The following is a 24512-nucleotide window of genomic DNA, read 5'->3' as shown; positions in this document are numbered from 1 at the left end:
GGCCGGGTCATTGGGGGATTCGCATCCCGGTTGAACGACCGAAGCGCCCGCGGGTCCGCATCCCTTCCCCCATAACCAGCAAGCGCTAGATGTAGAAAGAGTGTCATGCTGCGTCGCGCTCAGATCGTGCTCTCGGTCCTCTTCATCGCGATGCTCGGCGTGGCGACCAATGTCGCCACCGGGATTCTGCCAGCAGCATGGGAGAGCAGACTATGGGTGGCGTGGCCGCTGATGCTCGTGATCGTGATCGCCACGGCAGTGCTGGAAGTCGTGCAGAAGGACGAGCGGCCTGCAGACGTTCCTTCGGCGCAAGCGCGGACCGAGTTGATCCGCCGTGTACGGCGATTCTGGGTCACCGGCGTATTGGAGAAGTCGCTCTATAACGAGGCGCGGATCCAGCTGGACCTGGTGGTCCGCGAGACGACCGACCGGCCATGGGGTATAGCCGTCACCTGGACTAACGGGACCCGGGAGTCGCTGCCGCCGGGTACGGACATGGCGGATGTGAAGTGCTGAAAGTCTCATGCCCATCGGAAGGACACAAGGATGTCGCTGGCATCCGATTGGATGAGCTCATGACTGCTCACGATGTGGCCCGGCTGCTGCCTGATATCCCGGTGCTTCGCGATCTGTGCCGGTCCATGGCGGTGTTGGAGGCCATCTTGAGTCCGGAATGGTCCAGTCGCTACCACTCCTTCGACGCGGGTTGGAGCCCTGGGGAGGAGATGGCCTCGATGCGCAACGGTTCGGGAGATGAGTACTCCATCGTCTTCTCCGCGGCGGGTGCGTACATCCGCGGCTCCGCCCACGAGTCGGCGATGAGCCCGTACGGCAACGATGGGCCGTGGCCGGGGGTGCTCGACTACGTTCCCGAGGTCTTCCGCCCTTGTGCGGAGGAGCCGGCGTTCTGCGATGAGGACGGAATGCCGGTCGTGACCGCTTGCCTATGGCGTGAGGTCGGTGATGGTCATTGGCGGGTGGGTGAGATTGACTACCCGGACGGTGTGAGCGATCCCGATGGGGCGGTGTACTTGTTCGCACGGCTCGTCGATCCGTCTCCGGAGGCGTTCCGGCGGTTCGCGGAGGACTACTACGAGGTGCCCGTGGATCTCGATGCGGTGCGGCACGTCTATGCCCTCCGTCCGCTGACGCGGGGGGTGGTCACCGCGCTGAACGCTGATCTTGCCGTGAAGGATCTCGCCGACGACCTTGCGGCAGCCCGGTATCCGGTCGCTGCCGGCTGACGAGCTGAAAGACGGACGGAGCCCTTGTCCAGCGGCAAACCGGGCGCACTGACGCGGGCGAGCGCCGACGCCGAACGCTGATGTCAACGTTCCCGGGCGGCGCTGCGGCCAGCAGCCACTGTCACGGAGTCCCGGTCGAGATCAGGGGTTTGTCGAGCAACGGTGACATCACGCGCGCGGGCCGGTGATATTCGCGACGAAATATCGCAGCCATGACCAACAGCGCCCAGGACCATCGCGTCCTCAACGAGCACTCGCCTCCTGCCTCGCGCGGGGAAAGCGATGAGATGGACTCGGATTCCGTACGTACGGGGTGTCGAGCGGCGGCGGCTGCTCGAATGGGGCGGTCTGGCCGCCGGTGTGATGGCGGCCGGCGCGTGCCTAGGCGCCGCCCCCGCCGCCGCGTCCGAGCCGTCCGAGCAGGACCGGATCCCGCCGGATACCCGGCCCGGCGGGGCCTATGACCGGTACGTGGCGAAGCTGGCCGCCGAGGACAAGTTCTCCGGAGTGGTGCTGCTGTCGCACCGGGGCCGGACGGTGCTGTCGCGCAGCTACGGCATGGCCGACAAGGAGAAGGGGATCCGTAACCACGAAGGTGTCGCGTTCAATCTCTACGGCGGGCCGTTCGTCAGCCTGTCCATTGTGCAGCTGGCGCAGCGGGGCAAGGTGAAGCTGTGGGACACGGTGGGCACCTACCTGACCGGTTTCGCCAAGGAGATCGCTGAGCAGGTGCGCATCCACCACCTGCTCATGGGCACCTCCGGGTTGTCCTTTCCGGCGCACGACTACAAACGCATCTTCCACAGCCAGGAGGAGCAGCACGAGTACTACCAGCAGTACACACGGCAGGCGAAGCTGGTGGCCACCCCCGGCGCGGGTTCGGAGAAACCCGGCTGGGGGGCGGACGTCACCGTGCAGATCGTCGAGGCGGTGACCGGCATGACGTTCTGGGACTACGTGCGTGAGCACATCTTCGGGCGCTGCGGCATGGCCGGCTCGGCGTACTACACCAGGCCGCAGTGGCTGGCCGACGAGCACATCGCGCACTCGTACATGAAACAGGCCGACGGCAGCTGGGTGGACGCCGTCCGCAACCTGGACAAGGACAGCCCGAGCCCGGGCCTGGCGGGCCAGAACAATGCCCGCAACTTCGTCCCGGACGGCGGGTTCGTCACCGCACCGGACCTGATCCGGTTCGCGGAAGCGTTGTACGACGGCACCGTGCTCGACCCGGCCTGGGCCGACGTGTTCACCTCGGTCAAGGCCCCCAACTTCCGAGGCTCCCCGGGGTTCAGCACCTACGGGCCGACAGCCCACATCGTCGAAGGCCAGTGGGAGCTCTCGCGCAGCGGCGTCCACCCCGGCAGCTCCACCCACTGGAGCATCTACCCGGAGGCCGGGTGGGTCGGCGTCGTCCTCAGCAACTACGACGACATACCGCTGCAGGAGATCACCGGACAGCAGACGCGGGCCATCACCGGGGCGTCGCCCGGCGACGGCGGCGGTGGCGGCTGACGCGCGGCCACGGCGTAGCCGCCCCGAAGAAAGAGGCCCGGGCCGGGAAATCCACCGGCTCGGGCCGGGAAAGGCGGATGCGCTGTGTGCGGCGCTTCTGGGAGGTTCATGGCTTCGCTCCGGCGGCGACTGGCCAGCATGAAGGAGCTTCTTCGCGTACCCGTTCAGATCAGTTATCGGCGCACCCGATAGCGCAGGTGAAGCACCCGGTAGCCCTGAATCACCACGTCAGGGTCCTCCAACAGGTGCTGTGCGTCGACCGACCCGAAGTAGCGCTTGCCGGACCCGAACACGACGGGTACGACGTCCATGCGCACCTCGTCGATCAGGCCCGCGGCAAGCACCTGGCCACCGACGTCGCCGGCGGCGACCTCGACCATGCGGTCACCCGCGAGCTCCTGCGCCTTGGCCATGGCTGCCTCGACGCCGTCGACGAAGTGAAACGGCGCCTCGGGGTCCCAGCCCTCGGGCATCGGCCGGTGCGACACGACGACCACGTGGTCGATGCCGCCCGGAGGCTTCCCGTCCCAGCCGTCCGTCATGTCGAAGACGTGGCGGCCGACGATCGTCACCCCGATCTGGTCCCAGTACGGCCGGGTGTAGTCGTAGGACGTCTGCGACACCTTCAGCTCGCCGCTCTCGTCCAACGGGACGTCACCGCTGGACAACCAGTCGAACAGCGGTCCGGGCTGGTCGTTCTCGTCCGCGACGAAGCCGTCCACCGACACCGAGCTGTACATGACCACCTTGCCCACGGGGCTCTCCTCTGCTTGGGGTGCCCCAAATTAGCGTGTCGTGAGCTGTCGCTCTTGTAAGAAATCAATCGGCCGGCAGCGGCCAGCCGTCGAGCACGTGGCCGGGATGTTCGCGCAGGAACCGCCGCCGGACTTCGACGTACCGGGTCGGCGTGAGCCCGGTGAACGCCCGGAACTCGTGGCCGAAGTGGGCCTGGTCGAAGTAGCCGGCGCCACCGGCGAGGTCGCCCCAGTCGATCGGTCCGGCGGGGTCGATCGCGAACACGGTGGCGGCGAAGCGGTAGGTGCGGGCCAGCCGCTTCGGCGTGACGCCGATGAGCTCCTTGAACCGCCGCGCCAGATGAGTGCTGCTGACACCGGCCGCCACGCTCAGGTCGCCGATCGCCACCGCCCCGCTGGTCGCCGCGATGACGCTGCTCGTATGGCGGACCAGCCCCAGGCCGGCGGTCTCGCACAGCCGTCGCATCAGCTCCTCCTCGAGCAGCGTCAGCATCTCGTAGGGCCCGGCCGCCGTGGCCAGCCGGTCCCGCAGCTCAGCAATGGCGGGCCGGCCCCAAACCTGCTCCACAGTAACCGGCCGGTCACACAGCTCGGCCGCGGGCATCGGCAGGAACGGCGCCAGCCCCCACGGCTTGATGTGCACGCCGACTGACCGGGTCCCCGGCGGATAGCCGAACTCGAAGGCGCGGGTGGGCATGGTGACCACGCAGCCGTCGGCGTACCCGGCCGACTCGATGTCGGTGCCGGCGCGGATGCGGAACGGCGCCCCGAGGTTGACGACGAGCAACGCCGCAGGCATCGGCGGCAGCGTCAGCCGGGCGTACGGCGGCTCACCCTCCAGGTAGTAAAGGTCGTCGATCAGCCCGTCCAGCGGCGGTCGCGGCACTCTGGACACGTACTTCACGCGTCACAGCATCGCCGATGCACGGGCGGACCGCCAGATCGTCGCACGCCGTCCGCCGTAGAACCGCGGCGGGCGCTTCTCCTTCAGCGCCTGATGATCAACCGCCCCCTTTGACCTAGCAGGTGGTGCCGGCCACCTCGTAGTAGTTCGGTCCCGTCTGCCGCAAGGTCGTCGTCACGAACGTGTTCCACAGGCCCATCGCCTGGCCGGAGCCGTTGGCGTACGCGTAACCGCCGGACTGGTGGGCCCGGCCCGCCTGGGTGTGCGCGTAGTTGGTGGCGGTGAAGCAGGGCTGCGGCGACGGGGTGGGGGTGGGCGTCGGTGTGGGGGGCGGCGGCGATCCCGTGTCGAGGCCGAAGAAGTGGGTGTCGTAGTACGCCGAGCAGATGGTGTCGAGGAAATAGGCGCCCGCCGTGCCGCACTGCTCCGCGGCGCCGCCCGGATCGACCGGCGTGCCGTGCCCCATCCCGGCGATCCGGTAGAAGCGGACCTCACCGCCGCCGTACGTCTCCATCGTGGTGCCGCCCGGCAGGCTCGTCGTCGAGGCGGGGGTCTGCGACAGGCCGAGTACGTCGGTGAACTGGTCCCTGAGTTCGACGCCGTTGGCCTTGTTGACCACGTAGTCGGCCTGGCCGTGCCAGATCGAGACTCTCGGTCGCGGCCCGGTGTATCCGGGGTACGCGCCGCGCACCAAGGCTCCCCAGTCCTTGGGGGTCTTGGTGACCGGGCCGTTCATGCAGGTGCTGGTCGAGGCGGGTGGGGAGCAGCGGTACGGCAGGCCCGCGACGATGGACGCCGCGTCGAACAGCTCCGGGTACGCCGCGACCATGACCGCGGTCATCGCGCCGCCCGCGGACAGGTCGGTGATGGAGATGCGACCTGGGTCGAGCTGGTAGGTGCTCGTCGCGTACGACACCATCTGGGCGATGGACAGCGCCTCGCCCTGGCCGCGCCCGATGTCGCCCTCCTGGAACCACTGGAAACAGTTCGACGGCGGGGTGGTGGCCTCGGGGAAGATCAGCGCGAAACCGTACAGGTCGGCGAACTTCCGCCAGCCGGAGTTGGTGTAGTAGGCGTCGGCGCTCTGAGTACAGCCGTGCAAAGCGACGACGGCGGGGGAGCCCGCGGGCAGGCCGTCGGGGCGGTAGACCCACATGTTCAGGGCACCCGGGTTCGAGCCGAACCCGGTGACCTTCGTCAGGGAGGCCGCCCGGGACGGGCGCGCGACGGCGAGTACGGCGAGGATGAGGACGAGCGCCGTCACGGCTCTGACGACGGCTCGGCTGGGGAGTGGAAACATCGGCGACTCCGTGGTTCACACGCCTGGCGATTGCCCGTGACGGTACGTTCCGGGCGAACGGCCTGATATGTGGCACGCACCAGAATTCCCGGAGGCGCACATGTGAGTCCGGCCCATACCTCTGTCGCGGACAGCCTTGTCAAGCTTGGCGACCGACCCCCCCATGATCTATACGTGAACATCCGACAGGACGGGAACGCGCGGCGGATGCCCGCCGGGTTGGTCGCGCTCGCGCTCGGCGGCTTCGGGATCGGCCTGACCGAGTTCGTGATCGCGGGCCTGCTGCCCCAGGTGAGCCGCGGCCTGGACGTCTCCGAGGCCACGGCCGGGTGGCTCATCTCGGGATACGCCCTGAGCGTCGCGATCGGCGCGATCCTGCTGACCGCCGCCACCACCCGCATCCACCGCAAGGCCGTCCTCGTCGGTTTGGTGGCGTTGTTCGTCCTCGGCAACCTGCTGTCCGCCGTCGCGCCCAGCTACGCCGTGGCGCTGCTCGGCCGCGTCGTCGCCGCCCTGTGCCACGGCTCCTTCTTCGGCATCGGCTCGCTCGTCGCCCGCCGCATGGTCCCACCGGAGCGGGCCTCGCAGGCGGTCGCCGTGATGTTCGCCGGGCTGACGGTCGCCAACGTGCTGGGCGTACCGTTCGGCGCTCTGGTCGGCGAACGCTGGGGCTGGCGCGCCACGTTCTGGGCCATCACCGGGATCGGCGTGCTGGCCCTGGCCGCCATCGCCGTGTGGGTTCCGGCCTGGGCGGGCGCCGTGCACGAGGCCCACCGGCCGGCCGGTCTGCGCCCCCAGCTACGCGCCTTCCGCTCCCGGCAGGTCTGGCTGACCCTGGCCGCCACCGCCCTCGGCTACGGCGGCATGTTCGGGGCGTTCAGCTACATCGCCTACACCTTTACCGAGGTCACCGGCTTCACCAGCGCCGATGTCGCCTGGCTGCTCGTCGTCTACGGCAGCGGCCTGGTGATCGGCAATGTCGCCGGGGGCCGGGCGGCCGACCGCGACCGCACGCTGATCGTGTCCCTGGCGGGACTCGCCGCCACGCTCGCGGCGTTCGGGCTTCGCGGGCCTGGGTTACACCGCGCCGCTGTACGTGGGCGCCGCGGTCGTGGCGCTCGGCCTCGCCGTGATGGTGGTCACCGCGCGCACCGGGCGTGCCGCCTCAGCTCCGCCTTCCGACCCTGATCAGGCGTCTGTCAGCCTCCGCCGTCTGCCGTGACGCAGCTGCTCGCCCAGCGCCCTCAGCCTGCTCAGCTTGCGGTCCATCGGATCGCCCGCGGCCACCTCGAGCAGATAAGACTTCAACAGCGCTTCCGTGTCGCGGGTCATGTGCAGCCGATCAAGCATTTCCTTGAGGGAGAGTGCCAGGGAACGTGTACCGGCATCGTCCGCGGAAGCGGCTGTCTCCTTCTCCGCCTCGTTCAGCAGCTTTCCGACCGCCTGATGTGACATGCCTAGCAGGTAGCCGATGTCGCGGTGAACGTAACCTCTTCGCGCCAGATCAGCCACTGTCGCTTGCGTCGCTTCGGCGGCCTTCTGTTTGACGAGGGTCGCCGCGAGGCGTGTCACCAGCGTGGCTTCCAGTTCTGTAGCCACTTCATCGTCGGCCACGGTCAGGTCGAAGTCGGCGTTGATCTCGAAGATGTCCACATCCAGCATGGTGGCCACCAGGTCACGCGCCATTTCCTCCGCCTGCTCCAAGCGCTTCACCTGTGTGTGGTAGCTCCGCTTGAGGCCGGGTCCGGAGACGGTCAAAGCCCACCAGTCATCGCTCCGACTGGCGGTGATGGTGAAAGTGTCGTTCCTGCTCACTGCTCCTCCTGCTCCTTCGCGACCTCAGCAAGGATGTTCTCCCAGTTCTCCAAGATTCCTTTCGCCGTCCGCTCGTTGACCTCCGAGTGACGAGGCACGGGCATCGCCTCCGAACCGGCATGCCACTTGGTGTGACTGCCACCCTCGGTGGACTCAACGGGCACGCCGTACTCCTTGGCGAGCTTGCGCATGCGTCGCTCCAGATCCCGCTTCCTCATCATCAGTTTAGGCTACCGAGGTTGCACGATTAAAGGCAACCTAGGTTGCAGATTGTGGCGACATGTCTGCCCGCAGCGCTGTTGCCCGACCAGTTCCTGAGCTGCCCCGGTAGACAGCGACGGCCGTGGTCCGCAGCAGGGCGGTCAGCGGTCGGCCGGTGGGTTCCAGTGGGCGATGCGGACCTCGCGCAGCCATGCTTCGACCGTGGCGGCGTCGGGCTGGGCGGGCAGCGGTGTGCGCGCGGTGTCGAACGCCTTCTCGGTGGCCGCCAGGAGGTCCTGGGCCTCCTGGGTGCTGCCTTCCGCGACCCTTTCGCCGAAGGCGCGGATCGCCTCGGGGTCGGGGAGCCGGATCGGCAGGTGGCCGGTCTCGTACAGTTCGCGCCCCTGGTGCAAGAGACGGGCGAGGTGGCGGGCGTGCTTGCTGGTCCGCTTGCGGGTGTCGGCCGAGAACGAGCCGTCGCCGCGCCGGTCGAGGCGCTGGAACTGCTGAGTGGCGTACCCGAGGTAGGCATTGCGGACCCGCGGACCGGACAGGAACGCGGTCCGGATGGCGATCAGCTGGTCACCGACCGGTGTACGGGTCTCGTACAGGTCGTCGGGCAACCACACCAGCTCCATCACGGTCGGATTGCCACCCAGCGCGAGAGAGCACCACTTGCCCACCTCGTGGAGCGTCCGGTCGGGGTTCGTGTGGACGATGCTCTCCTTGGGCCGGGACAGGCCGACCATGGCCAGCGTGGGGGTGGCGAAGATGCCGAGCCGGTCTACGTCGGAGTCGGGCCCGGCCAAACCGTAGGCGGTGGAGCCGACGACGCCGGCCAGCAGCACGGTGCCGGGGATGTTGGTCACGGGAGATCCTTCGGGGGGTGGTGATCGGGCAGCGCCCGCAGGTGGTGGGTGTCGTAGGAGCCCGCAGGCTACCGCCGCAGGGCCAGGCACGCAGCCGATGCGGCGCGCGTGCGGTCAGCGGGGGACAGGCCCGTCGAAGTGGATGCCTTCGAGGAGATCGGCGGTCGGCCGGTCCAGGACGTGCGCGCCGGTGGCCGGACTGGTGCGGCCGGCCCGGACCCGCGTCAGCAGCGCCTCCCAGCGGCGATTGTGCTGCGCGAACGTCCGCGTCGCCACGACCCGGCCCCTGGCCTGCTGGCCGGCCAGCGCATCTGCGGGAGGGGCGTCGAGCAGCAGCAGATGGAACGGGACCGCCGACCGGCGCGCCAGCCAGGCGAACCCGTGCAACACGGCGGACCCGCAGCCGCGATTGTGCGCGATCACCGCGCTCCCGCCCCGCAACGCCCGGCCGATGCGCCACACATGCGTCGTGAACACCACCGCGGTACGCACCGGCTTCGGCGCCCAGCCCAGACGCGTGCTCCACCTCAGGCGTGACTGCGCCGAATCGATCACCACCACCGACCCCGCCACGACCGGGCGGCTCTCCGTGCCGTCCAGGGCGTACAGGCGGCGCAGCAGCGTGGTCTTGCCCGCGCCGGGCAGACCGGTGAGGATCACCAGGGAGCCGGCCGGGTAGCGCAGCGTCCCAGCGGCCTCCGGAGCCGCCGGCACCGAGATACTCAAGACCCTCACCCTCACCCTCACCCCGATAGGACGGACACGTGCTTTGGTCACATTTTGCTGCACGTCAGGTGACAAGAGTGCCGCATCAGCGTCTTTATCCGCAGATCCAGGGGGATGGCGTCACAGACTGTTCCCTGGGCAGCGGGCCGAGAATCAAGGGGCATCGGTCCAGCGGCGCTTTCGCCACGGGAACGGCGTGATCTCGATGCGCGAGTTGACGGAGCCGTTCCACTTGGCCTCGACCCCGTGAGCGGTGAGGGTGTCGCACACCTCTCGTGCGATGGCGGCGCTCGCCGCTTCGCTCTTCGCCTCGTCGTCTTCGAAGGCGCCGAACGCCAGCATCAGCCCGTGGCCCTGAACCCCGGACTCGAGGTCCTGGCCGTGATAGAAGACCGCGCCGCGGGGCTTGTCCGGTAGCTCAGAGGCGGCTTCGAGCGCGTCGGTCCAACCGTCGGACATCGTGAAACCCGCGTTCTGCAATGCGACGAGGCCGCGCTCGTTCAGCTCCTCGAACGCCTGGTCGATGGCGTCGTTCACGGTGGGGGTGAGCCAAGTGTCCTCATGCGCCCGCTCCTGCCGGAACAGCTCTTCCGCGTACGCCTTCAGCTCCTCCAGCAGATCTTCGTCGGTCGTTTCATCCTCCAGCCAGTCCTCTATGTCATATTCATCGGCGAAACCGCCGAGAACCGCGAGTTCGATCTGCTCCCATAAGAATGCGCGTTCTGTTGCCAGCTCATCCGTAGCGTCGTCGGGTTCATCGTCGTCATCAGGCATGCCAGGAACCTACATGATCACTCCGACACATCTTGCGCGCCCGCGTGGACGGCCGGTGAATGTCAATGGTGCGTGCGGGCCGCGACGCGTACGCCGACGGTGTCCAGGAGACCTCATCGGCCGGGTTCGGGCCGGCAGCGCCTACGATGGCTGGAAAGCGCTTTCAAGGAGGGCGTCCCATGATCCGCCAGGGCTCACGCTGATGGCCCCCATCGCGCTGTGCCACACCGATCGTGGCGAGGGCGAGACCCTGCTCCTCGTGCACGGCTGGGGCGGTCACGCCCGTACGTGGGCGCCCATCGCCGACGCCCTCCAGCCGGGTCACCGGGTGATCGCCGCCGACCTGCGCGGGCACGGCGGGTCGCCGGCGCCCATGGACGGCTACCGGCCCATCGACCTGGCGGGGGACCTCGTGGCCCTGCTCGACCGCCTCGACGCCGGACCGGTCGTCGCCGTGGGGCACTCGATGGGCGCTCAGGTCGTCACCGCCATGGCCGTGGAGCACCCCGAACACGTCTCCGCGCTGGTGGTCGTCGATCCCGCCTATGGTGCGGACGCCGCCGAGGAGCGGCTGTTCGGCAAACGGCTGGCCGCCCTGCGGGCCAAGGGCGCGGCGGCGGCCGTCCGCCAGCTCGGCACCCTGCCCGCCGAGGTACGCGCTCAGCTGCTCGCCACCCCTGGTCACGTACTGGCCGCCTGCTATGAGGGCATGTACCTGGGCCCGGACGCGTTCGGCGCCCGGTCCGCGACGCGCCGCTACCTGGCCAGGCGCACCCGCCCGGTCCTCTGCGTCCGCTCGCTGAGCGAGCCGGCCGCGTGGGAGTCCTCGATCCCCGCACCTTCCGGGTCACAGATGGTCACGTGGGACGGGACCGGGCATTTCCTGCATCTGGAACGCCCCCAGGCCTTCGCCGGCCTCCTTCGCCGCTGGCTGGCCACCCTCCGCCCGCACGCCCGCGCCCGCGCGTAGCGCCAGGCCCTAGACGCATCCTCAACATGACCTCAACATCCCCGCTCCTACGGTCGGCGTGACATTTCGGACGGAGAAAACGGAGAAAGGGGACGCGCAAGATGAGCATGAGAGGAAAGATCCGACTCGCGGCGATGGCGGCACTCGTCTCTGCCGCTCTGGTCGCACTTCCGGCCTACGGCGCCTCGGCTTCGACCGAGTCGGCCGCCCGGGACGGCGCCCCAGACTGCGCCACGACCTGGACCGGGCACGACTACAACAAGTGGGTCAAGGTCCGCAACGACTGCGGGCACACCATCCGCGTCAAGATCGTCATCCAGTACAACTTCGACAGTGAGTGCAAGGTGCTCAAGCCGCACAAGACCTTCCTCTTCCGGCACGGCTGGGGCTCCTACCTCGACGAAGTCAGGGCCTGCTGACCTGGCGATCGTACGAATGCCGGACCCCGAATTCCGGTACGAAAAGGTGCCTTCCACTCTGCCTCCGCTGCGACCCCAGCAAGTCGCCGCCAGACAGGTTAGAAGGCACCTTTTCGCGCTATCTCATATTTCGCCGAGAAATCAGGACCGCTGCCAACCCTCGGGAAGTGGCGCCTGCTTCGCGGAAGGGGCCGCGTCGTAGAGGATGAAGAGCGCCCAGTCCCGACCGTTGGTCGCACAGGCCGAATGGTCCCAGGTCCACCAGCCCTGACTGGCGCCCCATCTGCGCTGAGCCTCGCAGGTCCCCTCGTCCGGATAGAAATTGAAGATGTACCAGACTCCCGCCGCGGCGTTCGCCTGCGTGCTGGACGATGCGCTTTCCGCCCAAGTCGGCGCGGCCAGCGTCATGCCGCCGGCGGCGAGCGTGGCCGTGATCGCGAGCGTCGTCGCGGCCTTCTTGATTTTCCGCACTGTTCTCTCCTGAGTTTGATTCATCGGATCGAAGGTCAGGGGGAGGGGTCGTAGACGACCCAGAGGGCCCACTGGCCGTTGAGAGGCCGGCAGGTGAATCCAATAGCTCCGTTTTGGTGGACGTATGCCCGGCCGACTTCGGCGCAGCTGTCCACGCTGGAATACCACCCGCCCCATTCCGTGTGGCTCTCCACCTGCGCGGGACCCGCCACTTGCCGGCTCGCCGAGCTGCTCTGCGCCGCGAATGCGGGGACCACGGGAGTCAGCGCCAGACCCAGGCCGACTACGCCGACGGCTATTCGCCTCGCCATGCGATTGTGCATACTTCATCCCTTCTTCTGGATCGAAAACCCTTAGGCGGGGACGGAGACGCTGAGACGGTCTCCGACCGGCACGGGACTCGTACCCGGAGCGATGATTAGGGACAGTCCCTGGCAGTGCGTTCCTTGGTAAACGGTGACAGCGACATTCGTGCGATTTGTGACATTGTTGAAGGCTGATGTGGTGCTGTAACAACCGGCCGTGGGATTGTTATACACGATTCTTTGCCCGGCGGGGCTGGTGGAAAGAGTCAGTGTTCCCGTGGCGGCGTTCGCGGGTGCCGCGATGAGCGCCATACCTGCGGCCAGTGTCGTCATCGCGAGTAATCGTGCTGTCGTTCTCAATGCGACTCTCCTTTTGTCGCGAATCTCCAAGGGATTTCGAGGCTGCGGACTTCATGCTCGCCGCTTCGGCTTTCGTATCGCTGGCGTGGCGCTGACATGTCCTTGTGGAATGAGTCAGCGCGGCGAAAGGAGTCAGCGTGCGGGGCCATGAACCGATCGGACGGGGCCCGGCTGCGGCTGGGGGTCGGGGCTTACCGGCAGGGCGTTACGGAGAGCCGCCGAGTGTAGAGGTCGCCGAGGCACGGTACGCGGCGGGCCATGGTGGGCGGCGGGTTGCGGTACGCGGCGGGTCACGGTGTGCGGCGGGTTGCGGTGTGCGGCGGGTCACCATGTGCGGCGGGTCGCGGTGCGTGGCGGGTCCGGCGAAAAACGATTTTTCAAGATCCGCCTTTTTTGACCTCTCTTCCGTACACGTTTCGACAGTTGAACGCGGAAGGAGAAGCCAATGACCCCACTGCGATCCGTCCCGCGAACACACGCCGAGCATGCCTGGCCCCTGCGCGAAGATGTGCAGGCCGTCCGGTATGCCCGAACGGTCGTCCGTGACGCGCTGACCGGACTGGAACTGAGTCCCGATCTCGTCGATGACGCCGTGCTAATGGCCAGCGAATTGGTGACAAATGCCTTCCTGTATGGAGAGGCACCCTATGAGCTGGTGCTTCACGCCGATCCCGAGGAGATCGTGTGCATGGTGGTGGACTGCGGTCCGCCGCTGCCGGTGGCCCGTCTGGTCGACGCCGACGCCGAGCGCGGGCGGGGGCTGTGCATCGTCGCCGCGCTCTCCGAAGGCTTCTGGGGATGCCATCCCCAGAAGTACGTCACCAGTCCGGGGCGTATCGGGAAGGCGACATGGTTCGCGTTGCCGTACCGGCGTCCGAGGATGCCGGCCGTACGGCGGGGCGGGCTGTTCGCCGGGAGAGGGCCCGGAAGCGCCGCCTAGCACCTGACGCCGGAGCGGGAGAGGAACGGGCGCTGTGGGGGCGCCTGTTCGATCCGCGAGCTGTTCACAGCGACACACCGCTGGCCTGAGGCGATACGCCGCCGACCAGGCAAGGCACGCTGCTGGCTTATCTGGCGACACGCCGCCGGTTTTAATGCGATGCCGTGTGCCGACGAAGCGTGGTTGGGTGGGTGCCATGGATGCCCCTCGCTTGCTGGCCTGTCTGGCTGACGAATACGGCCTGCTCAGAGCCGCGGCCTCCGCCGCGCCGGACGCGGCGCCCGTGCCGAGCTGTCCGGGGTGGACCGCCGCCGATCTGGTCACGCACATCACTGAGGTCTACCTGCACAAGGCCGAGACGATGCTGCGCGGGGAGTGGCCGACGCCGTGGCCGCCCGACCTGTCCGGTGAGGAGCCGTTCGCGGTGCTCGACCGGGCCTACGCCGAGCTGATGGCGGAGTTCGCCGCGAGGGCCCCGGACGACTACGCGCTCACCTGGTACGAGCCCGACCAGAGCGTCGGGTTCTGGATCAGGCGCATGGCCCAGGAGACGGTGATCCACCGCGTCGACGCCGAGCTCGCGGCCGGCCTGCCCGTGACGCCCGCGGCCGACGACCTGGCCCTCGACGGGGTGGACGAGGGGCTCAAGGTGATGCTCGCGCACGAGTTCGCCCATTACCCCGAGAGCTTCGCCGAGGCCCTGCGCCCCGACCTCAAGGGGGCGATCGCGGTCGTCGGCGGAGAGCGCGCCTGGCTCGTACGGGCCACGCCCACCGAGGTCACCGTCACCGACGAGGTCGCCGACAGGGCGGTCGAGCAGGCGCGGACCGTCGTGTCGGGGGCGCCCGACGAGTTGCTGCGCTGGGTGTGGGGCAGGGGTGGCGAGGTGTCGGTCACCGGCGACCCCGAGCAGGTCACCTACCTGCGCCGACTCCTCTCCCTCGCGACCCAGTAACCCCAGTGACCTGAGTGACCCGGTGACCCAGCGGCGCTCTCCGACCGCACCGGGTGGGTGCGGCCGAAGAGCAACGCGGCTTGGCAGGGCGGCGGGGCTTACAGCCCGCAGAGCTCAGACAGGCTCTGGGCGGTCTTCTGGCTGTTCTGGGTGGGCGTCTGGGTCGGCTTGGCGGCGGCGTACGAACGAGTCGGCTTGGTCGTGGGCGTCCCGGGCGAGGACGTGACGTCAGCCGCCTGCGCGCTCCGAGCCGGCCGGACCGAGTCCTTGATCGCCTTCTCTGCGGCCCGCCGGATCTTCAGCCAGTCGGGACGCCCCGACAGGAACTCCGGCGGCACGAACTGCAAGCTGGTGATCCTGGCGCTCTTCACCTTGACGGCCAGCGCCACTAGCGGCTCGACCAGCTCCTGCGGGATGTTCGTCTGCGCGAGCCGCTTCGTCGCATCGGCGATCTTGCCGAAGTTCAACAGGATCTTGTCCGGCGTCGCCTGCTGCGCGAACGCGCCGATGACGCAGCGCTGGCGGGCCATGCGCGAGAAGTCGTCGCTGTCCACCCGAGACCGGCCGTACCACAGAGCCTGCTCGCCGGTCAGCTTCTTGTAGCCCGCCTTGATCGTGCCCGCGGTGCCGAAGTGGCCGCCCCACTTGATGTCACGCTCGACGCGGATCTTGAGGCCGCCGATGGCGTCGACCAGGTCCGCGAAGCCGTACATGTTCATCATGGCGTAGTAGTCGATCTTCAAGTTGAGCGTGTAGCCGATGGCGTCCATCAGCGCCCGCGGGCCCTTGTTCTTGCCGCCCATGATCTGCGGGTTGTCGGTGGCGTACTGCCAGACCTCGTTGAGCAGGCCGCCGTTGGGCAGTTCCGCCATGAAGCCGTTGGGGAACTGCTTGCGCAGCGGCGAGGACGTCGGGAAGTGCACGTGCTGCAGGTTGCGCGGCAGGCTGAACAGGACCGTCTTGCCCGTCGCGACGTCCACGCTGGCGATCGTCATGCTGTCCGTGCGCACGCCGGTACGGTCGCCGGCCGCGTCGCCGCCGATCAGCAGGAAGTTCACCCGGTCCTTGCCGTTCCAGGGATCGTTCTCCTTGATCGGCGCGACACTCGGGTCCGTGCTCAGGGCGATGGGGACGAAGATCTTCTGGGAGGCGTTGCGGAAGGTCAGGACGAGGTTCGCGGTGAAAGCGAAGGGGGCCATGACCGAGACGCAGAGCACGCCGACCACGATGCCGGAGACGATCTGGCCCTGCTGGTTCAGCCGGTTGGGGCCGAGTGCCACGTACGACAGCACGATGATGGCGAACCAGGCCAGTGCGAGGACAGCGGCGATGACGATGACCGTCATCTGCATGTCGGCGCCGACCAATTGGGCGATGTTGCCATCGTTGCGCGTCAGCCCGAACGCCAGCCCGGCGAGCAGCAGCACCACGTACGCGCCGAGCATGATCAGGCCGGTACGACGGCGCCCGGCGCGCAGGTGAGCGGTGCCGGGGACGATGGCGGACAGCAGGGTCCAGCCGAGCAGGCCGCCCGTGGAGAGCGGCTTGGCGAACTGCGGCGCCGCCGAGCCCGCCCGCGGCCGGGGCTTGGGCCGCCCGGCGCCGGAGGACACGGGACCGCGAGCGCCCTTGCCGCCCCGGCCCTTCCCACCCGGACCGGTGCCGCCCGGCCCGGTCCCACCGGGACCCGCCGGATGCGTGCCGGCCGGACGCGTGCCGTGGCCACCCGCGGCTGGGGGGCCGTCCGCGAGGGCGTCGCTCTGCGGTGTGTCGTCCGCGGGGGCGCGGTTCTGCGGGGTGTCGTCCGCGTCCGACGGTTCGCCCGAACGGCCGGGGTCCGAACCCTCCCCTGGTCCGGTTTCGGACCCTGTGCCCGAGCGGCGGGGAGCGCGCCGTTTCCTGCCCTCGGGCGCGGTGTCCACCCCATCGCGCTTGCTCACACCGGCTCCTTCACACGCCTACCTGGCGAAACCCATGGTTTTTGCACCCCGTAGGGCACAAGATTGCCAGGAGTCTAGCTCCCATATAGGGACATCCAAGACATGTACCCAACCTGAGATGAACAGGCCATGACATCAGGAGGTCGTCGACGAAGCCGCCATCCAGGTGTTGCACTGGAACGCCTGGTTCCTCTCCCAGCCCTGACGGAACCACCGGCTGTTGTTCACTCTGTTGCCGTGGTCGCGGGGATATCCGGGATAGTCACCCACCTGCCCGTAGAAGGCGAAGAGGCGGGCGCGGTTCGCGGTGCTGACCGGGTAGGACGCGGCCACCGACCGCATCCACATACCGCCGAAGCAGGTCGCCTGGAGCTCCAGCTTCCTGCTCAGTGCCAGCTTGCCGCTCCGGCTGCTGGAGTCGACCGTCTGCTTCCACCAGGAGTCCATCACGCCCGAGATGTTCTGGACGTGGTGCCCGTACTCGTGGGCCAGCATGCTGATGATCCCGCCGTGCCAGGAGATGATCTCCCCGTAGCCGCGGGCGTTCCCGTTGCCCCTGGCCATGGCCGAGGTGGAGGCGTAGATGGTGTTGTTGCGCGGGCAGTAGTACGGCACCATGCTCCCCGGCGACGGGTAGTCGCCGCAGGCTCCCCTGCCACGCGTGGCCACGATCGAGTACCTCGGCGGCGTGAACCGGATGCCCTGCCGCTGCATGATCGGCCCCCAGGCCCGGTCCATGCACCTGCCGGTCTTCAGGATCAGCGCCTTGAGCTGGCTGTGGCTGAAGATGCTCGCGCCGCCCGCCGGGCAGGCCACCCTGGGCAGGGTGCCGACCCGGTACAGGGTGTTGTTCCTCGTGCTCGTGTTCAGCATGGGCCGGGTCGGCGTCTCGGGCTCGGTGGACCGCGTCGCCGTCGGCTCGCTCGACCGGGTCTCGCTCCGCGACTCCGACGGGGACGGCGTCCCGGTGTTGTAGGTGTATGAGGGGATGGCGACCGGCGTGGTCGTGTCGGGCCTGGACGAGCCCTTGAGCATCGCCGCGGCGATCACGAGCAGCACGAACAGCGCCGCCATCGATCCGAAGACCGCCCCGAGGATGCCGATCACCCCCATGCCCGACTTCTTCCGCGGCGGCGGCCCCCACGGCCCCGGCGGCATGGGCGGGCGCGGGGGAGGAGGCGGCTGCTGCGGATGCCAGGAGCCGCCCTGTGGCGGCCCATACGGCCCGCCTGGCGGGTGCGGCCGGCCTTGCCCGCTTGGCGGGTACGGCTGCCCCTGGGGCGGGTACGGCTGCCCCTGGGGCGGCGCCCCGTACGGCTGGCCCTGCGGGGGATGCACCGGCCCCTGCGGATAGACGGGCCCCGGCGGAGGCGGCGGATAGACCGGTCCAGGCGGGGGAGGCGGCTGCTGCCCCGGATGACCGTAACTCTGGGACTGCGGCTCGCGGTGACCCGGCGGCGGCCACGGACGTGACGGTGGCCGCAGGGGCTGACCTGGCCCCTGAGGCGGGGGTGGATGCTGCCCGTTGCCTGTCACCGTGTATCCCCCTTGACTCGGTTGTCCGTAAAGGGTGACTTGGTACGTCACTGGTTGGACATTTGCCGAATTTGGGGCAGAAGCATACCGATTTATCACCCGTCACAGAAGTCGCGGTGTCTGGCTACGGTCCGAAATCATTCGAGGTGATCTCTGCTATGTCCCGGACCGCGCGGCAGCTGGTGTCCTAGCTTCTTTGACATGAACCTCCAGCAGCTCCGCTACGTGGTCGCGACTGCGGAGCACCGCACCATGACCGACGCGGCCAGATCGCTCTATATCGCGCAACCTGCGCTTTCGCGCGCGATCCGCGATCTGGAACGGGAACTCGGCATGACGCTCTTCGCCAGGTCCGGACGCGGTGTCGTCGTCACCGCACAAGGCCGGCGGGTGGTCAAACTGGCAAGGGAGGCCCTCGACGCCGTACACGAGATCGAGAGCCTGTCCAATCACGGCAGCACAGGGGAGGCGGAGCTCCGCATCGCCGCCACGCCCAGCCTCGAACCCGGCCTGGCCGGACGGCTGCTGCCCGCCTACACCGCCGAGCACCCAGGTGTCCGCGTGCACATCGTCCGTTGTGACGGCCGTGACGCCGTCGTCAACGCCATCAGGGATCAGCGGGCCGACCTCGGCCTGACCGATCTGCCCGTACCCACCGATCTGATCACCCATCCGCTCGAACGCCAGGAGATCGTGCTGATCTCCCCGCCCGGCCTCGAACTGCCCAATCCCGTGCCCATGGGCAAGCTCGACGGGATGCGCCTGGCCCTGCCCGCACGGGGCAGCGTCCGGCGCAGGGAACTCGACGCGATGTTCGGCAAGTACGCCGTCAGCCCGGTCGTCGTGCTCGAAACCGACGAGCGCAACGGCTGGCTCAACGCCGTACGCACCGGCCAGGCGTCACTGCTGTGGTACCGCGGCATGGCCGAACAGGCCGGTCGGGCGGGCCTCGTGGTGCGCTCGCTGGAACCCGCGGTCCGCCGCGTCATCGCCGTCGTGCACGCCCGTCGCCGCCTGCCGCTGATCGCCCAGGACTTCCTGGCCGCCGCCGAAAAGGGCAGCGCCGCCTGACCCGTCCTGAGCACATCGCCTTCGGCCGCCGCCGCGCCCGGCCGGAAGCGAGGACTCACCCCCGCACGAACCCCCCGCAGAAACCCCGTACGAACCCCGCACGCACCCCGTGCGCGAACCCCCTCCTCATCTCGCCACCGGCAGCCGCACGACCGCACGCAGCCCCGGTGCGGCGTCCTCCAGATGCACCCCGCCCCCGTGCGCCCGCACGGTCTCCCGGACGATGGCCAGGCCCAGCCCAGCGCCGCCCTCGTCGCGGCTGCGGCCCGAGTCCAGCCGGGTGAACCGGTTGAACACCCGCTCGCGATCCTGCTCGGGAATGCCGGGCCCGTCGTCGGTCACCGTCAGCACCCCGTCGGCCGTCAGCGCCACCTCCACCTTCGACGAGGTGTGCCGTACGGCGTTGTCCACCAGGTTCGTCAGCACCCGGCTCAGGTCCAGCGCGTCGCCGCGGACCACGACGGGATCGCACACGGTCAGCCGGGCCTCGCCGTACCTGTCGACGGTCTGGCGTACCACCTCGTCGAGATCGACCGGCTCGCGCCTGGCCGGCACGCCACCGCGCTCGTCCAGACGGGCCAGCGCCAGCAGGTCCTCGGCGAGCCTGGACAGCCGCATCGCGTCCTCCATCACGCCCTCGGCCGTCTCCGGCCAGTCCTGGCCCTCCGGATGGCCGAGCGCCACCTCCAGCTGCAGCCGGATGCTGGCCAGCGGGCTGCGCAGCTCGTGCGCGGCGTCGGAGACCAGCGCCCGCTGACGCTGCTCGGCCTCCTCCAGCCGGGCCAGCATGTCGTTGAGCGTGGTGGCCAGCGAGTGCACCTCGTCGCGTGACTCGGGCACCGGCAGCCGGCGCGACCTGGCGGTGTGCGTGATCTCGGCGGCGCCCCTGCGCAGCGCGGCGATCGGCCGCAGCGTCCGGCCGATGACCACCCAGCTCGCCACGGCCAGTGCCACGATGAGCATCGGCGTGCCGACCAGCAGCACCCGGCCGGCCGTACCGAGGCTGGTCTGGATCTCGCCGATGGGCCGGGCCGCGACCACGGTCCTGCCATGGTCGGCGCTGATGACCACCACGCGCAGCGGCCCCGAGATCGCGAACGGCCGGCCGTCCAGGAACGTCGCCTGGCCGTCGCGCAGCACCTCGGCCCGCTCCCGCGCGTCCAGCAGCGGGACCAGCCGGTCGGCGCCGTACGTGACGTCCGTGATGCGGCCCGCCGCGTCGATCACCTGCACGATCGTGCCGTCGTGGGTGGCGATCGGGCTGGTCAGCGTGCCCGCGTCGGCCTGCACCCGCACGGTCTGGGCCTGCTGCCTGGTCGAGTCGTCCACGGTGCCGATGAGGGCCCGGTCCAGGACGGTCAGCAGCACCGACGCCGAGATGGCCAGCGCGAGCGCGAGGACGGCGGCGGCCACGACCGTCAGCCGGAAGCGCAGCCCCTGGCGGCGCCACCAGAGCAGCGGCGAGTCAGCCACCGTCGCCCGCCAGCCGGTAGCCCGCGCCGCGCACGGTCTGCAGGGCGTTCCTGCCGAACGGGGCGTCGATCTTGCGCCGCAGGTAGCCCACGTAGACCTCCACCACGTTCGGGTCGGTGTCGAAGGTGTCCCACACGTGCTCCAGGATCTCCGACTTCGACACCACCTCGTCGCGCCGGCGCAGCAGATATTCCAGCAGCGCGAACTCCCTGGGCGTCAGCTCGATCACCTGCTCACCCCGCTCCACCCTGCGCCGCGCGGGGTCCAGCGTCAGGTCGCCCGCCGTCAGCACGGCGGGCCGCCGCCCGGAGTCGCGCCGCAGCAGCGCGCGCAGCCTGGCCACCAGCACCACGTACGAGAAGGGCTTGGTCAGGTAGTCATCGGCGCCCAGATCGAGGCCGTCGGCCATGTCGTATTCGCCGTCCTTGGCGGAGAGCATCAGGATCGGCACCCAGTTCTCCTCGGCGCGCAACTGCTTGCACACGTTGTAGCCCGACAGCCTGGGCAGCATGATGTCGAGCACCACGATGTCGTAGTCGCCGTGCCTGGCCGCGTGCAGTCCCTGCTCGCCGTCGTGGGCGAGGTCCACGGCGAACCCCTCGGCCTGGAGCCCCCGCTGCAGCGCGGCCGCCATCCGCCGCTCATCCTCGACGACAAGTACTCTCATGTGGCGATTCTCCCGTTCCTCCCCTGTGACCACGCTGAGAAGGCTGAGAGCCGTCTCAGCTGGTCTCAGGCTCGCCTAAGCATGCATGACGCAGGCTCTGGTCATCGACATACCGTTAAGGAGTGAGATGCGCAGAGGAACGTTCGTGAGATGGGGAGTTCCGATCGCGGCCGCGGCCGTGATCGCCGGAGCTATGGGGGCCGGTCCGGTCATCGCCGCGGTCAGCGGCGATCCAGTGCTGCCCGAGCGTACGGCGCAGCAGTTGCTCGCCGACGCCGCGGCGGCCACCAAGGACAAGGCCGGCCCGCCGCCCATGTCCGGCACCGTGCAGCAGACCGCTTCGCTCGGTCTGCCCGCACTGCCCGACATGGGTGGCACGTCGCCGCTGAGCCTGCTGTCCGGCTCGCACGAGGTGAAGGTCTGGTACGGCGCCGGCGACAAGCTGAGGGTCGCCATGCCGACGCAGTTCGACGAGTCCAACCTGATCGTCAACGGTGACCAGATCTGGTACTGGGACAGCGGCGACAACACGGCGACCAAGATCAAGGTGGCGAAGGGCGCCGAGAAGCCGCACGAGCTGCCCACGCCGGGGCCGGCCGACGTGACCCCGCAGCAGGTGGCGGCCAAGCTCCTGGCCAACGCCGACGAGCACACCGCGATCCGGGTGACCAACAACGCCCAGGTGGCCGGCCGTGCCGCCTACCAGCTCGTGCTCGCCCCCAAGGACGAGGGCTCGCTGGTGCAGGAGGTGCGGCTGGCGCTCGACGGTGAGACGTACATGCCGTTGCAGGTCCAGGTCTTCGCCAAGGGCTCGGCCGAGCCGGCCTTCCAGGTCGGCTTCACCCAGGTGACCTTCACGCCGCCGGCGGAGGAGAACTTCTCCTTCACCCCGCCCGCGGGCGCCAAGGTCAAGGAGGAGACGCTCGGTGCCGGCCGTGACGCCGAGCACGCCGAGCAGAAGACGGAGTCGGCCAAGGAGGCCGCCAAGGGCGCGAAGGTCGTCGGCGCCGGCTGGAGCAGGGTCGCGGTCCTGCCCGCCACGCTGGCGGACCTGACGGCCAAGCCGGCCGAGACCCCGTCCGACGGCAAGCCGGGCAGCCACTGGAAGGGCGGCTCGGAGGGCGCCGACCCGAGCGCGCTCGTCCAGAACGTGCTCAAGACGGCCACCCCCGTCAGCGGCACGTGGGGCTCGGGCAAGCTGATCAAGACCAAGCTCGTCACCGCGCTGCTGACCGACGACGGCCGGCTGCTGGTCGGCGCGGTCACGCCGGAGGAGATCACCAAGGCGGCGGGCACCAAGTGACCGTTGTCACGCATGAAGCGGGGGCGCCCTTCGGGGCGGCCCCGCCCTCCGGCGACTCGGCGATCGTCACCCAGGGCCTGACCAAGCGCTTCCGCGGCGGCCAGGTCGCGGTCGACGCACTGGACCTGACCGTGCCGCGCGGATCGGTCTTCGGCTTCCTCGGGCCCAACGGCTCGGGCAAGACCACCACGATCCGCATGCTGCTCGGCCTGGTGGCGCCCACGGCCGGCGAGTACTCCGTGCTCGGCCTGCCCCTGGCGGACGCACTGCCCCGGGTGGGGGCGCTGGTCGAGGGGCCGGCGTTCTATCCGTACCTGTCGGGCGAGGCGAACCTGTACCGCTTCGACGCCGCCGACCCCACCGCCTCCGGCCGCACCGCGAAGAAGCGGGTCGCCGAGGCCCTGGAGCGGGTCGGCCTGTCGGCGGCCGCGGGCAAGCGCTTCCGCAACTACTCACTCGGCATGCGCCAGCGCCTGGCCATCGCCGCCGCCCTGCTCGGACCCCGTGAGCTGCTCATACTCGACGAGCCCACCAACGGGCTCGACCCGCAGGGCACCCGCGAGGTACGCGCGCTGGTCAAGGAGATCGCCGCCGACGGCACCACGGTCTTCGTCTCCTCGCACCTGCTGACCGAGGTCGAGCAGATGTGCACGCACGCCGCGATCATGCGGGCCGGCAACCTGGTCGCCCAGGGCACGATCGCCTCGCTCAACGGCGGCCTCACCACCCGCGTCAGAGTCGAGACACCGGACGTCGCCGACGCGGCGCGGGTGCTCGGCACGCTCGGCCTGGCCGACGTGCGCACGCCTGACGAGGGCGTCGCGGCGGTGACGGCGGACCTGGGCGCGCACGCGCCCGAGGACATCAACGCGACGCTGGTGCGGGAGGGCGTCGCCGTGCGCGGCCTGGCCGTTGTACGGCCGAGCCTGGAGGACGTGTTCGTGGGACTGACAGGGGAGGGATTCGATGTCGACGGCTGAGACGCAGGAGCGCCGGACGCCGGGGCTGGTGCCGGTGACCGAGACGATGCGCACCGCCGAGCGGCGGCCGTCCTCGGCGCCCGGTTCATCCGAGCCGGCCGAGCCGGCCGGGCCGCCGGTGCGCCTGGCGTCGGCGTTCTGGCGGCTGCTCGGCTCCGAGCTCGGCCTGACGTTCCGGCGGCCCCGCAATCAGGTGATGCTGGCCGTCCTGGCGAGCGTGCCGGTGCTGATCGGCATCGCGCTGCGCATCGCCAGCGCCGACGAGGCGGTCGGCGGGCTCATCGGCGCTGTGGCGGGCAACAGCCTCATGCTGACGTTCGCCTCGTTCTCCTTCCTGGTGCTGCTGCTGATGCCGATCGCGGTGAGCGTGGTCGGCGGCGACTCGATCGCGGGCGAGGCGGGCGCGGGGACGCTGCGCTACCTGCTCGCCGCGCCCGCCGGCCGGACGAGGCTGCTGGTCGTGAAGTACCTCAACGCGGTGGTGTTCGGCTACGCGATCACCGTCGTGGTGGCGCTGTCGGCGCTCGTCACCGGGCTGATCCTGTTCCCGGTGGGGCCGGTGACGCTGCTGTCGGGCAGCACCATCTCGGTGGCCGAGGGCCTGCTGCGGATCCTCCTCACCGTCGGGTACGTGGGCGCGGGCATGGCGGCCCTGGCGGCCGTGGCGGTGGCCCTGTCGACGTTCACCGAGGTGTCCATCGGCGCCATCGCGGCGACGATGGTCCTGATCATCGTCACCCAGGTGCTCAGGGCGATCCCGCAGCTCGAGGCGATCACGCCCTACCTGCTGCCCAGCTGGTGGACCAAGTTCGACGCGGTGCTGCGCAGTCCCGTCGACTTCGCGGGTCTCGGTCAGGGGCTGCTGGTCTTCGGGGCGTACATCCTGCTGTTCGGCTCCATCGCGTGGGCCCGCTTCTCGGGCAAGGACATCACCTCCTGAGCGGTCCGGGCCGGTGAGATCCGACCCGGACCGTCTCGGCGGTCCGCCATCAATTAAGAGCCGCCCTGAGCCGCCCGTA

At 69.3% G+C, this 24512-nt stretch carries 26 protein-coding genes; 13 read left to right on the top strand and 13 right to left on the bottom strand.

Translation table 11 applies throughout. From position 1 onward, the window contains the following. Nucleotides 1–105: 105 nt before the first annotated feature. From ACGFJ2_RS49755 to ACGFJ2_RS49745, 3 genes are all read left to right on the top strand, one after another. Complete coding sequence (locus ACGFJ2_RS49755; protein ID WP_393480670.1) at nucleotides 106–516, top strand: hypothetical protein; 411 nt, start codon at nucleotides 106–108, stop codon at nucleotides 514–516. After that, the gene (locus ACGFJ2_RS49750) at nucleotides 510–1244 is read left to right on the top strand and encodes a hypothetical protein (protein WP_393480668.1); all 735 of its coding nucleotides are present in this window, start codon (nucleotides 510–512) and stop codon (nucleotides 1242–1244) included. Before ACGFJ2_RS49755 ends, ACGFJ2_RS49750 begins: the two co-directional genes overlap by 7 nt. A gap of 282 nt (nucleotides 1245–1526) precedes the next feature. Further along, a complete protein-coding gene (locus ACGFJ2_RS49745; protein ID WP_393480665.1) occupies nucleotides 1527–2759 on the top strand; it encodes a serine hydrolase domain-containing protein in 1233 nt (410 codons plus the stop codon). Nucleotides 2760–2932: 173 nt separating this feature from the next. Here the strand turns inward: ACGFJ2_RS49745 and ACGFJ2_RS49740 are convergent, their stop codons facing one another. From ACGFJ2_RS49740 to ACGFJ2_RS49730, 3 genes are all read right to left on the bottom strand, one after another. Next, nucleotides 2933–3514 (bottom strand): dihydrofolate reductase family protein, encoded by a 582-nt coding sequence (locus ACGFJ2_RS49740; RefSeq protein WP_393480662.1) that lies wholly within the window; start codon nucleotides 3512–3514, stop codon nucleotides 2933–2935. Nucleotides 3515–3578: 64 nt separating this feature from the next. Further along, nucleotides 3579–4418: a helix-turn-helix domain-containing protein gene (locus tag ACGFJ2_RS49735; RefSeq protein WP_357952824.1), complete on the bottom strand. Its 840-nt coding sequence runs from the start codon at nucleotides 4416–4418 to the stop codon at nucleotides 3579–3581. Nucleotides 4419–4533: 115 nt separating this feature from the next. Beyond that, nucleotides 4534–5718 (bottom strand): alpha/beta hydrolase family esterase, encoded by a 1185-nt coding sequence (locus ACGFJ2_RS49730; RefSeq protein WP_393480659.1) that lies wholly within the window; start codon nucleotides 5716–5718, stop codon nucleotides 4534–4536. Nucleotides 5719–5892: 174 nt separating this feature from the next. Here ACGFJ2_RS49730 and ACGFJ2_RS49725 point away from each other — a divergent pair, with 174 nt between their 5' ends. Continuing rightward, a complete protein-coding gene (locus ACGFJ2_RS49725; RefSeq protein WP_393480656.1) occupies nucleotides 5893–6906 on the top strand; it encodes an MFS transporter in 1014 nt (337 codons plus the stop codon). Here ACGFJ2_RS49725 and ACGFJ2_RS49720 read toward each other — a convergent pair whose 3' ends face one another. The 5 genes from ACGFJ2_RS49720 to ACGFJ2_RS49700 all read right to left on the bottom strand — a co-directional run bounded on the left by ACGFJ2_RS49720 (nucleotide 6907) and on the right by ACGFJ2_RS49700 (nucleotide 10103). Continuing rightward, nucleotides 6907–7533 (bottom strand): hypothetical protein, encoded by a 627-nt coding sequence (locus tag ACGFJ2_RS49720; protein WP_358202742.1) that lies wholly within the window; start codon nucleotides 7531–7533, stop codon nucleotides 6907–6909. It abuts the gene before it with no gap. Next, nucleotides 7530–7754 carry a hypothetical protein gene (locus tag ACGFJ2_RS49715; protein WP_357952828.1) on the bottom strand — a complete coding sequence of 75 codons (225 nt, stop codon included), beginning with the start codon at nucleotides 7752–7754 and terminating at the stop codon, nucleotides 7530–7532. Before ACGFJ2_RS49715 ends, ACGFJ2_RS49720 begins: the two co-directional genes overlap by 4 nt. A 141-nt stretch (nucleotides 7755–7895) precedes the next feature. Next, nucleotides 7896–8603 (bottom strand): DNA polymerase beta superfamily protein, encoded by a 708-nt coding sequence (locus ACGFJ2_RS49710; protein ID WP_393480653.1) that lies wholly within the window; start codon nucleotides 8601–8603, stop codon nucleotides 7896–7898. Between the two features lie 114 nt (nucleotides 8604–8717). Continuing rightward, complete coding sequence (locus ACGFJ2_RS49705; RefSeq protein ID WP_357952830.1) at nucleotides 8718–9329, bottom strand: AAA family ATPase; 612 nt, start codon at nucleotides 9327–9329, stop codon at nucleotides 8718–8720. Nucleotides 9330–9482: 153 nt separating this feature from the next. After that, nucleotides 9483–10103, bottom strand: coding sequence for a DUF6891 domain-containing protein (locus tag ACGFJ2_RS49700; protein ID WP_393480650.1), 621 nt, complete (start codon nucleotides 10101–10103; stop codon nucleotides 9483–9485). A gap of 202 nt (nucleotides 10104–10305) precedes the next feature. On the opposite strand from ACGFJ2_RS49700, the gene ACGFJ2_RS49695 reads away from it, so the two are divergent. Both ACGFJ2_RS49695 and ACGFJ2_RS49690 read left to right on the top strand, forming a co-directional pair. Further along, nucleotides 10306–11073, top strand: coding sequence for an alpha/beta fold hydrolase (locus tag ACGFJ2_RS49695; RefSeq protein WP_393480648.1), 768 nt, complete (start codon nucleotides 10306–10308; stop codon nucleotides 11071–11073). Nucleotides 11074–11174: 101 nt separating this feature from the next. Further along, on the top strand, nucleotides 11175–11492 hold the full coding sequence (locus ACGFJ2_RS49690; protein WP_393480645.1) for a hypothetical protein: 318 nt from the start codon (nucleotides 11175–11177) through the stop codon (nucleotides 11490–11492). Nucleotides 11493–11633: 141 nt separating this feature from the next. On the opposite strand, the gene ACGFJ2_RS49685 is transcribed toward ACGFJ2_RS49690, so the two are convergent. Beyond that, a complete protein-coding gene (locus ACGFJ2_RS49685) occupies nucleotides 11634–11963 on the bottom strand; it encodes a hypothetical protein (RefSeq protein ID WP_393480643.1) in 330 nt (109 codons plus the stop codon). A 1110-nt stretch (nucleotides 11964–13073) separates the two neighbouring features. On the opposite strand from ACGFJ2_RS49685, the gene ACGFJ2_RS49680 reads away from it, so the two are divergent. Further along, a complete protein-coding gene (locus ACGFJ2_RS49680; protein WP_357952835.1) occupies nucleotides 13074–13568 on the top strand; it encodes an ATP-binding protein in 495 nt (164 codons plus the stop codon). A gap of 196 nt (nucleotides 13569–13764) precedes the next feature. After that, nucleotides 13765–14523, top strand: a complete 759-nt coding sequence (locus ACGFJ2_RS49675; protein ID WP_393480640.1) for a maleylpyruvate isomerase family mycothiol-dependent enzyme — start codon at nucleotides 13765–13767, stop codon at nucleotides 14521–14523. A 98-nt stretch (nucleotides 14524–14621) separates the two neighbouring features. On the opposite strand, the gene ACGFJ2_RS49670 is transcribed toward ACGFJ2_RS49675, so the two are convergent. After that, nucleotides 14622–16463 carry an LCP family protein gene (locus ACGFJ2_RS49670; protein ID WP_393480638.1) on the bottom strand — a complete coding sequence of 614 codons (1842 nt, stop codon included), beginning with the start codon at nucleotides 16461–16463 and terminating at the stop codon, nucleotides 14622–14624. A 135-nt stretch (nucleotides 16464–16598) separates the two neighbouring features. Further along, on the bottom strand, nucleotides 16599–17576 hold the full coding sequence (locus ACGFJ2_RS49665) for a neutral zinc metallopeptidase (RefSeq protein WP_393480635.1): 978 nt from the start codon (nucleotides 17574–17576) through the stop codon (nucleotides 16599–16601). Nucleotides 17577–17654: 78 nt separating this feature from the next. Between ACGFJ2_RS49665 and ACGFJ2_RS49660 the strand changes: the two genes are divergently transcribed. Continuing rightward, nucleotides 17655–17936 (top strand): hypothetical protein, encoded by a 282-nt coding sequence (locus ACGFJ2_RS49660; RefSeq protein WP_393480633.1) that lies wholly within the window; start codon nucleotides 17655–17657, stop codon nucleotides 17934–17936. A 264-nt stretch (nucleotides 17937–18200) separates the two neighbouring features. Continuing rightward, on the top strand, nucleotides 18201–19070 hold the full coding sequence (locus ACGFJ2_RS49655) for a LysR family transcriptional regulator (RefSeq protein WP_357952839.1): 870 nt from the start codon (nucleotides 18201–18203) through the stop codon (nucleotides 19068–19070). A 126-nt stretch (nucleotides 19071–19196) separates the two neighbouring features. Here ACGFJ2_RS49655 and ACGFJ2_RS49650 read toward each other — a convergent pair whose 3' ends face one another. Both ACGFJ2_RS49650 and ACGFJ2_RS49645 read right to left on the bottom strand, forming a co-directional pair. Next, complete coding sequence (locus ACGFJ2_RS49650) at nucleotides 19197–20543, bottom strand: ATP-binding protein (RefSeq protein ID WP_357952841.1); 1347 nt, start codon at nucleotides 20541–20543, stop codon at nucleotides 19197–19199. Continuing rightward, a complete protein-coding gene (locus tag ACGFJ2_RS49645; RefSeq protein WP_357952842.1) occupies nucleotides 20536–21210 on the bottom strand; it encodes a response regulator transcription factor in 675 nt (224 codons plus the stop codon). The genes ACGFJ2_RS49650 and ACGFJ2_RS49645 overlap by 8 nt, the downstream gene beginning before the upstream one ends. 145 nt (nucleotides 21211–21355) lie before the next feature. Between ACGFJ2_RS49645 and ACGFJ2_RS49640 the strand changes: the two genes are divergently transcribed. From ACGFJ2_RS49640 to ACGFJ2_RS49630, 3 genes are read left to right on the top strand one after another with little or no spacing between them, the layout of a single operon-like run. Next, nucleotides 21356–22513, top strand: a complete 1158-nt coding sequence (locus ACGFJ2_RS49640; protein WP_357952843.1) for a sigma-E factor regulatory protein RseB domain-containing protein — start codon at nucleotides 21356–21358, stop codon at nucleotides 22511–22513. After that, complete coding sequence (locus ACGFJ2_RS49635; protein ID WP_393480628.1) at nucleotides 22510–23493, top strand: ATP-binding cassette domain-containing protein; 984 nt, start codon at nucleotides 22510–22512, stop codon at nucleotides 23491–23493. Before ACGFJ2_RS49640 ends, ACGFJ2_RS49635 begins: the two co-directional genes overlap by 4 nt. Beyond that, entirely contained in the window at nucleotides 23480–24433 is a 954-nt protein-coding gene (locus tag ACGFJ2_RS49630; RefSeq protein WP_393480625.1) for an ABC transporter permease, read from the top strand. The genes ACGFJ2_RS49635 and ACGFJ2_RS49630 overlap by 14 nt, the downstream gene beginning before the upstream one ends. Nucleotides 24434–24512: the final 79 nt, after the last annotated feature.

Origin of the sequence: Nonomuraea sp. NPDC049028 (assembly GCF_043197735.1) — a bacterium.
Lineage (GTDB): Bacteria > Actinomycetota > Actinomycetes > Streptosporangiales > Streptosporangiaceae > Nonomuraea.
The sequence above is the reverse complement of the archived record's forward strand: the minus strand, read 5'-3'. Positions and strand labels throughout refer to the sequence as shown.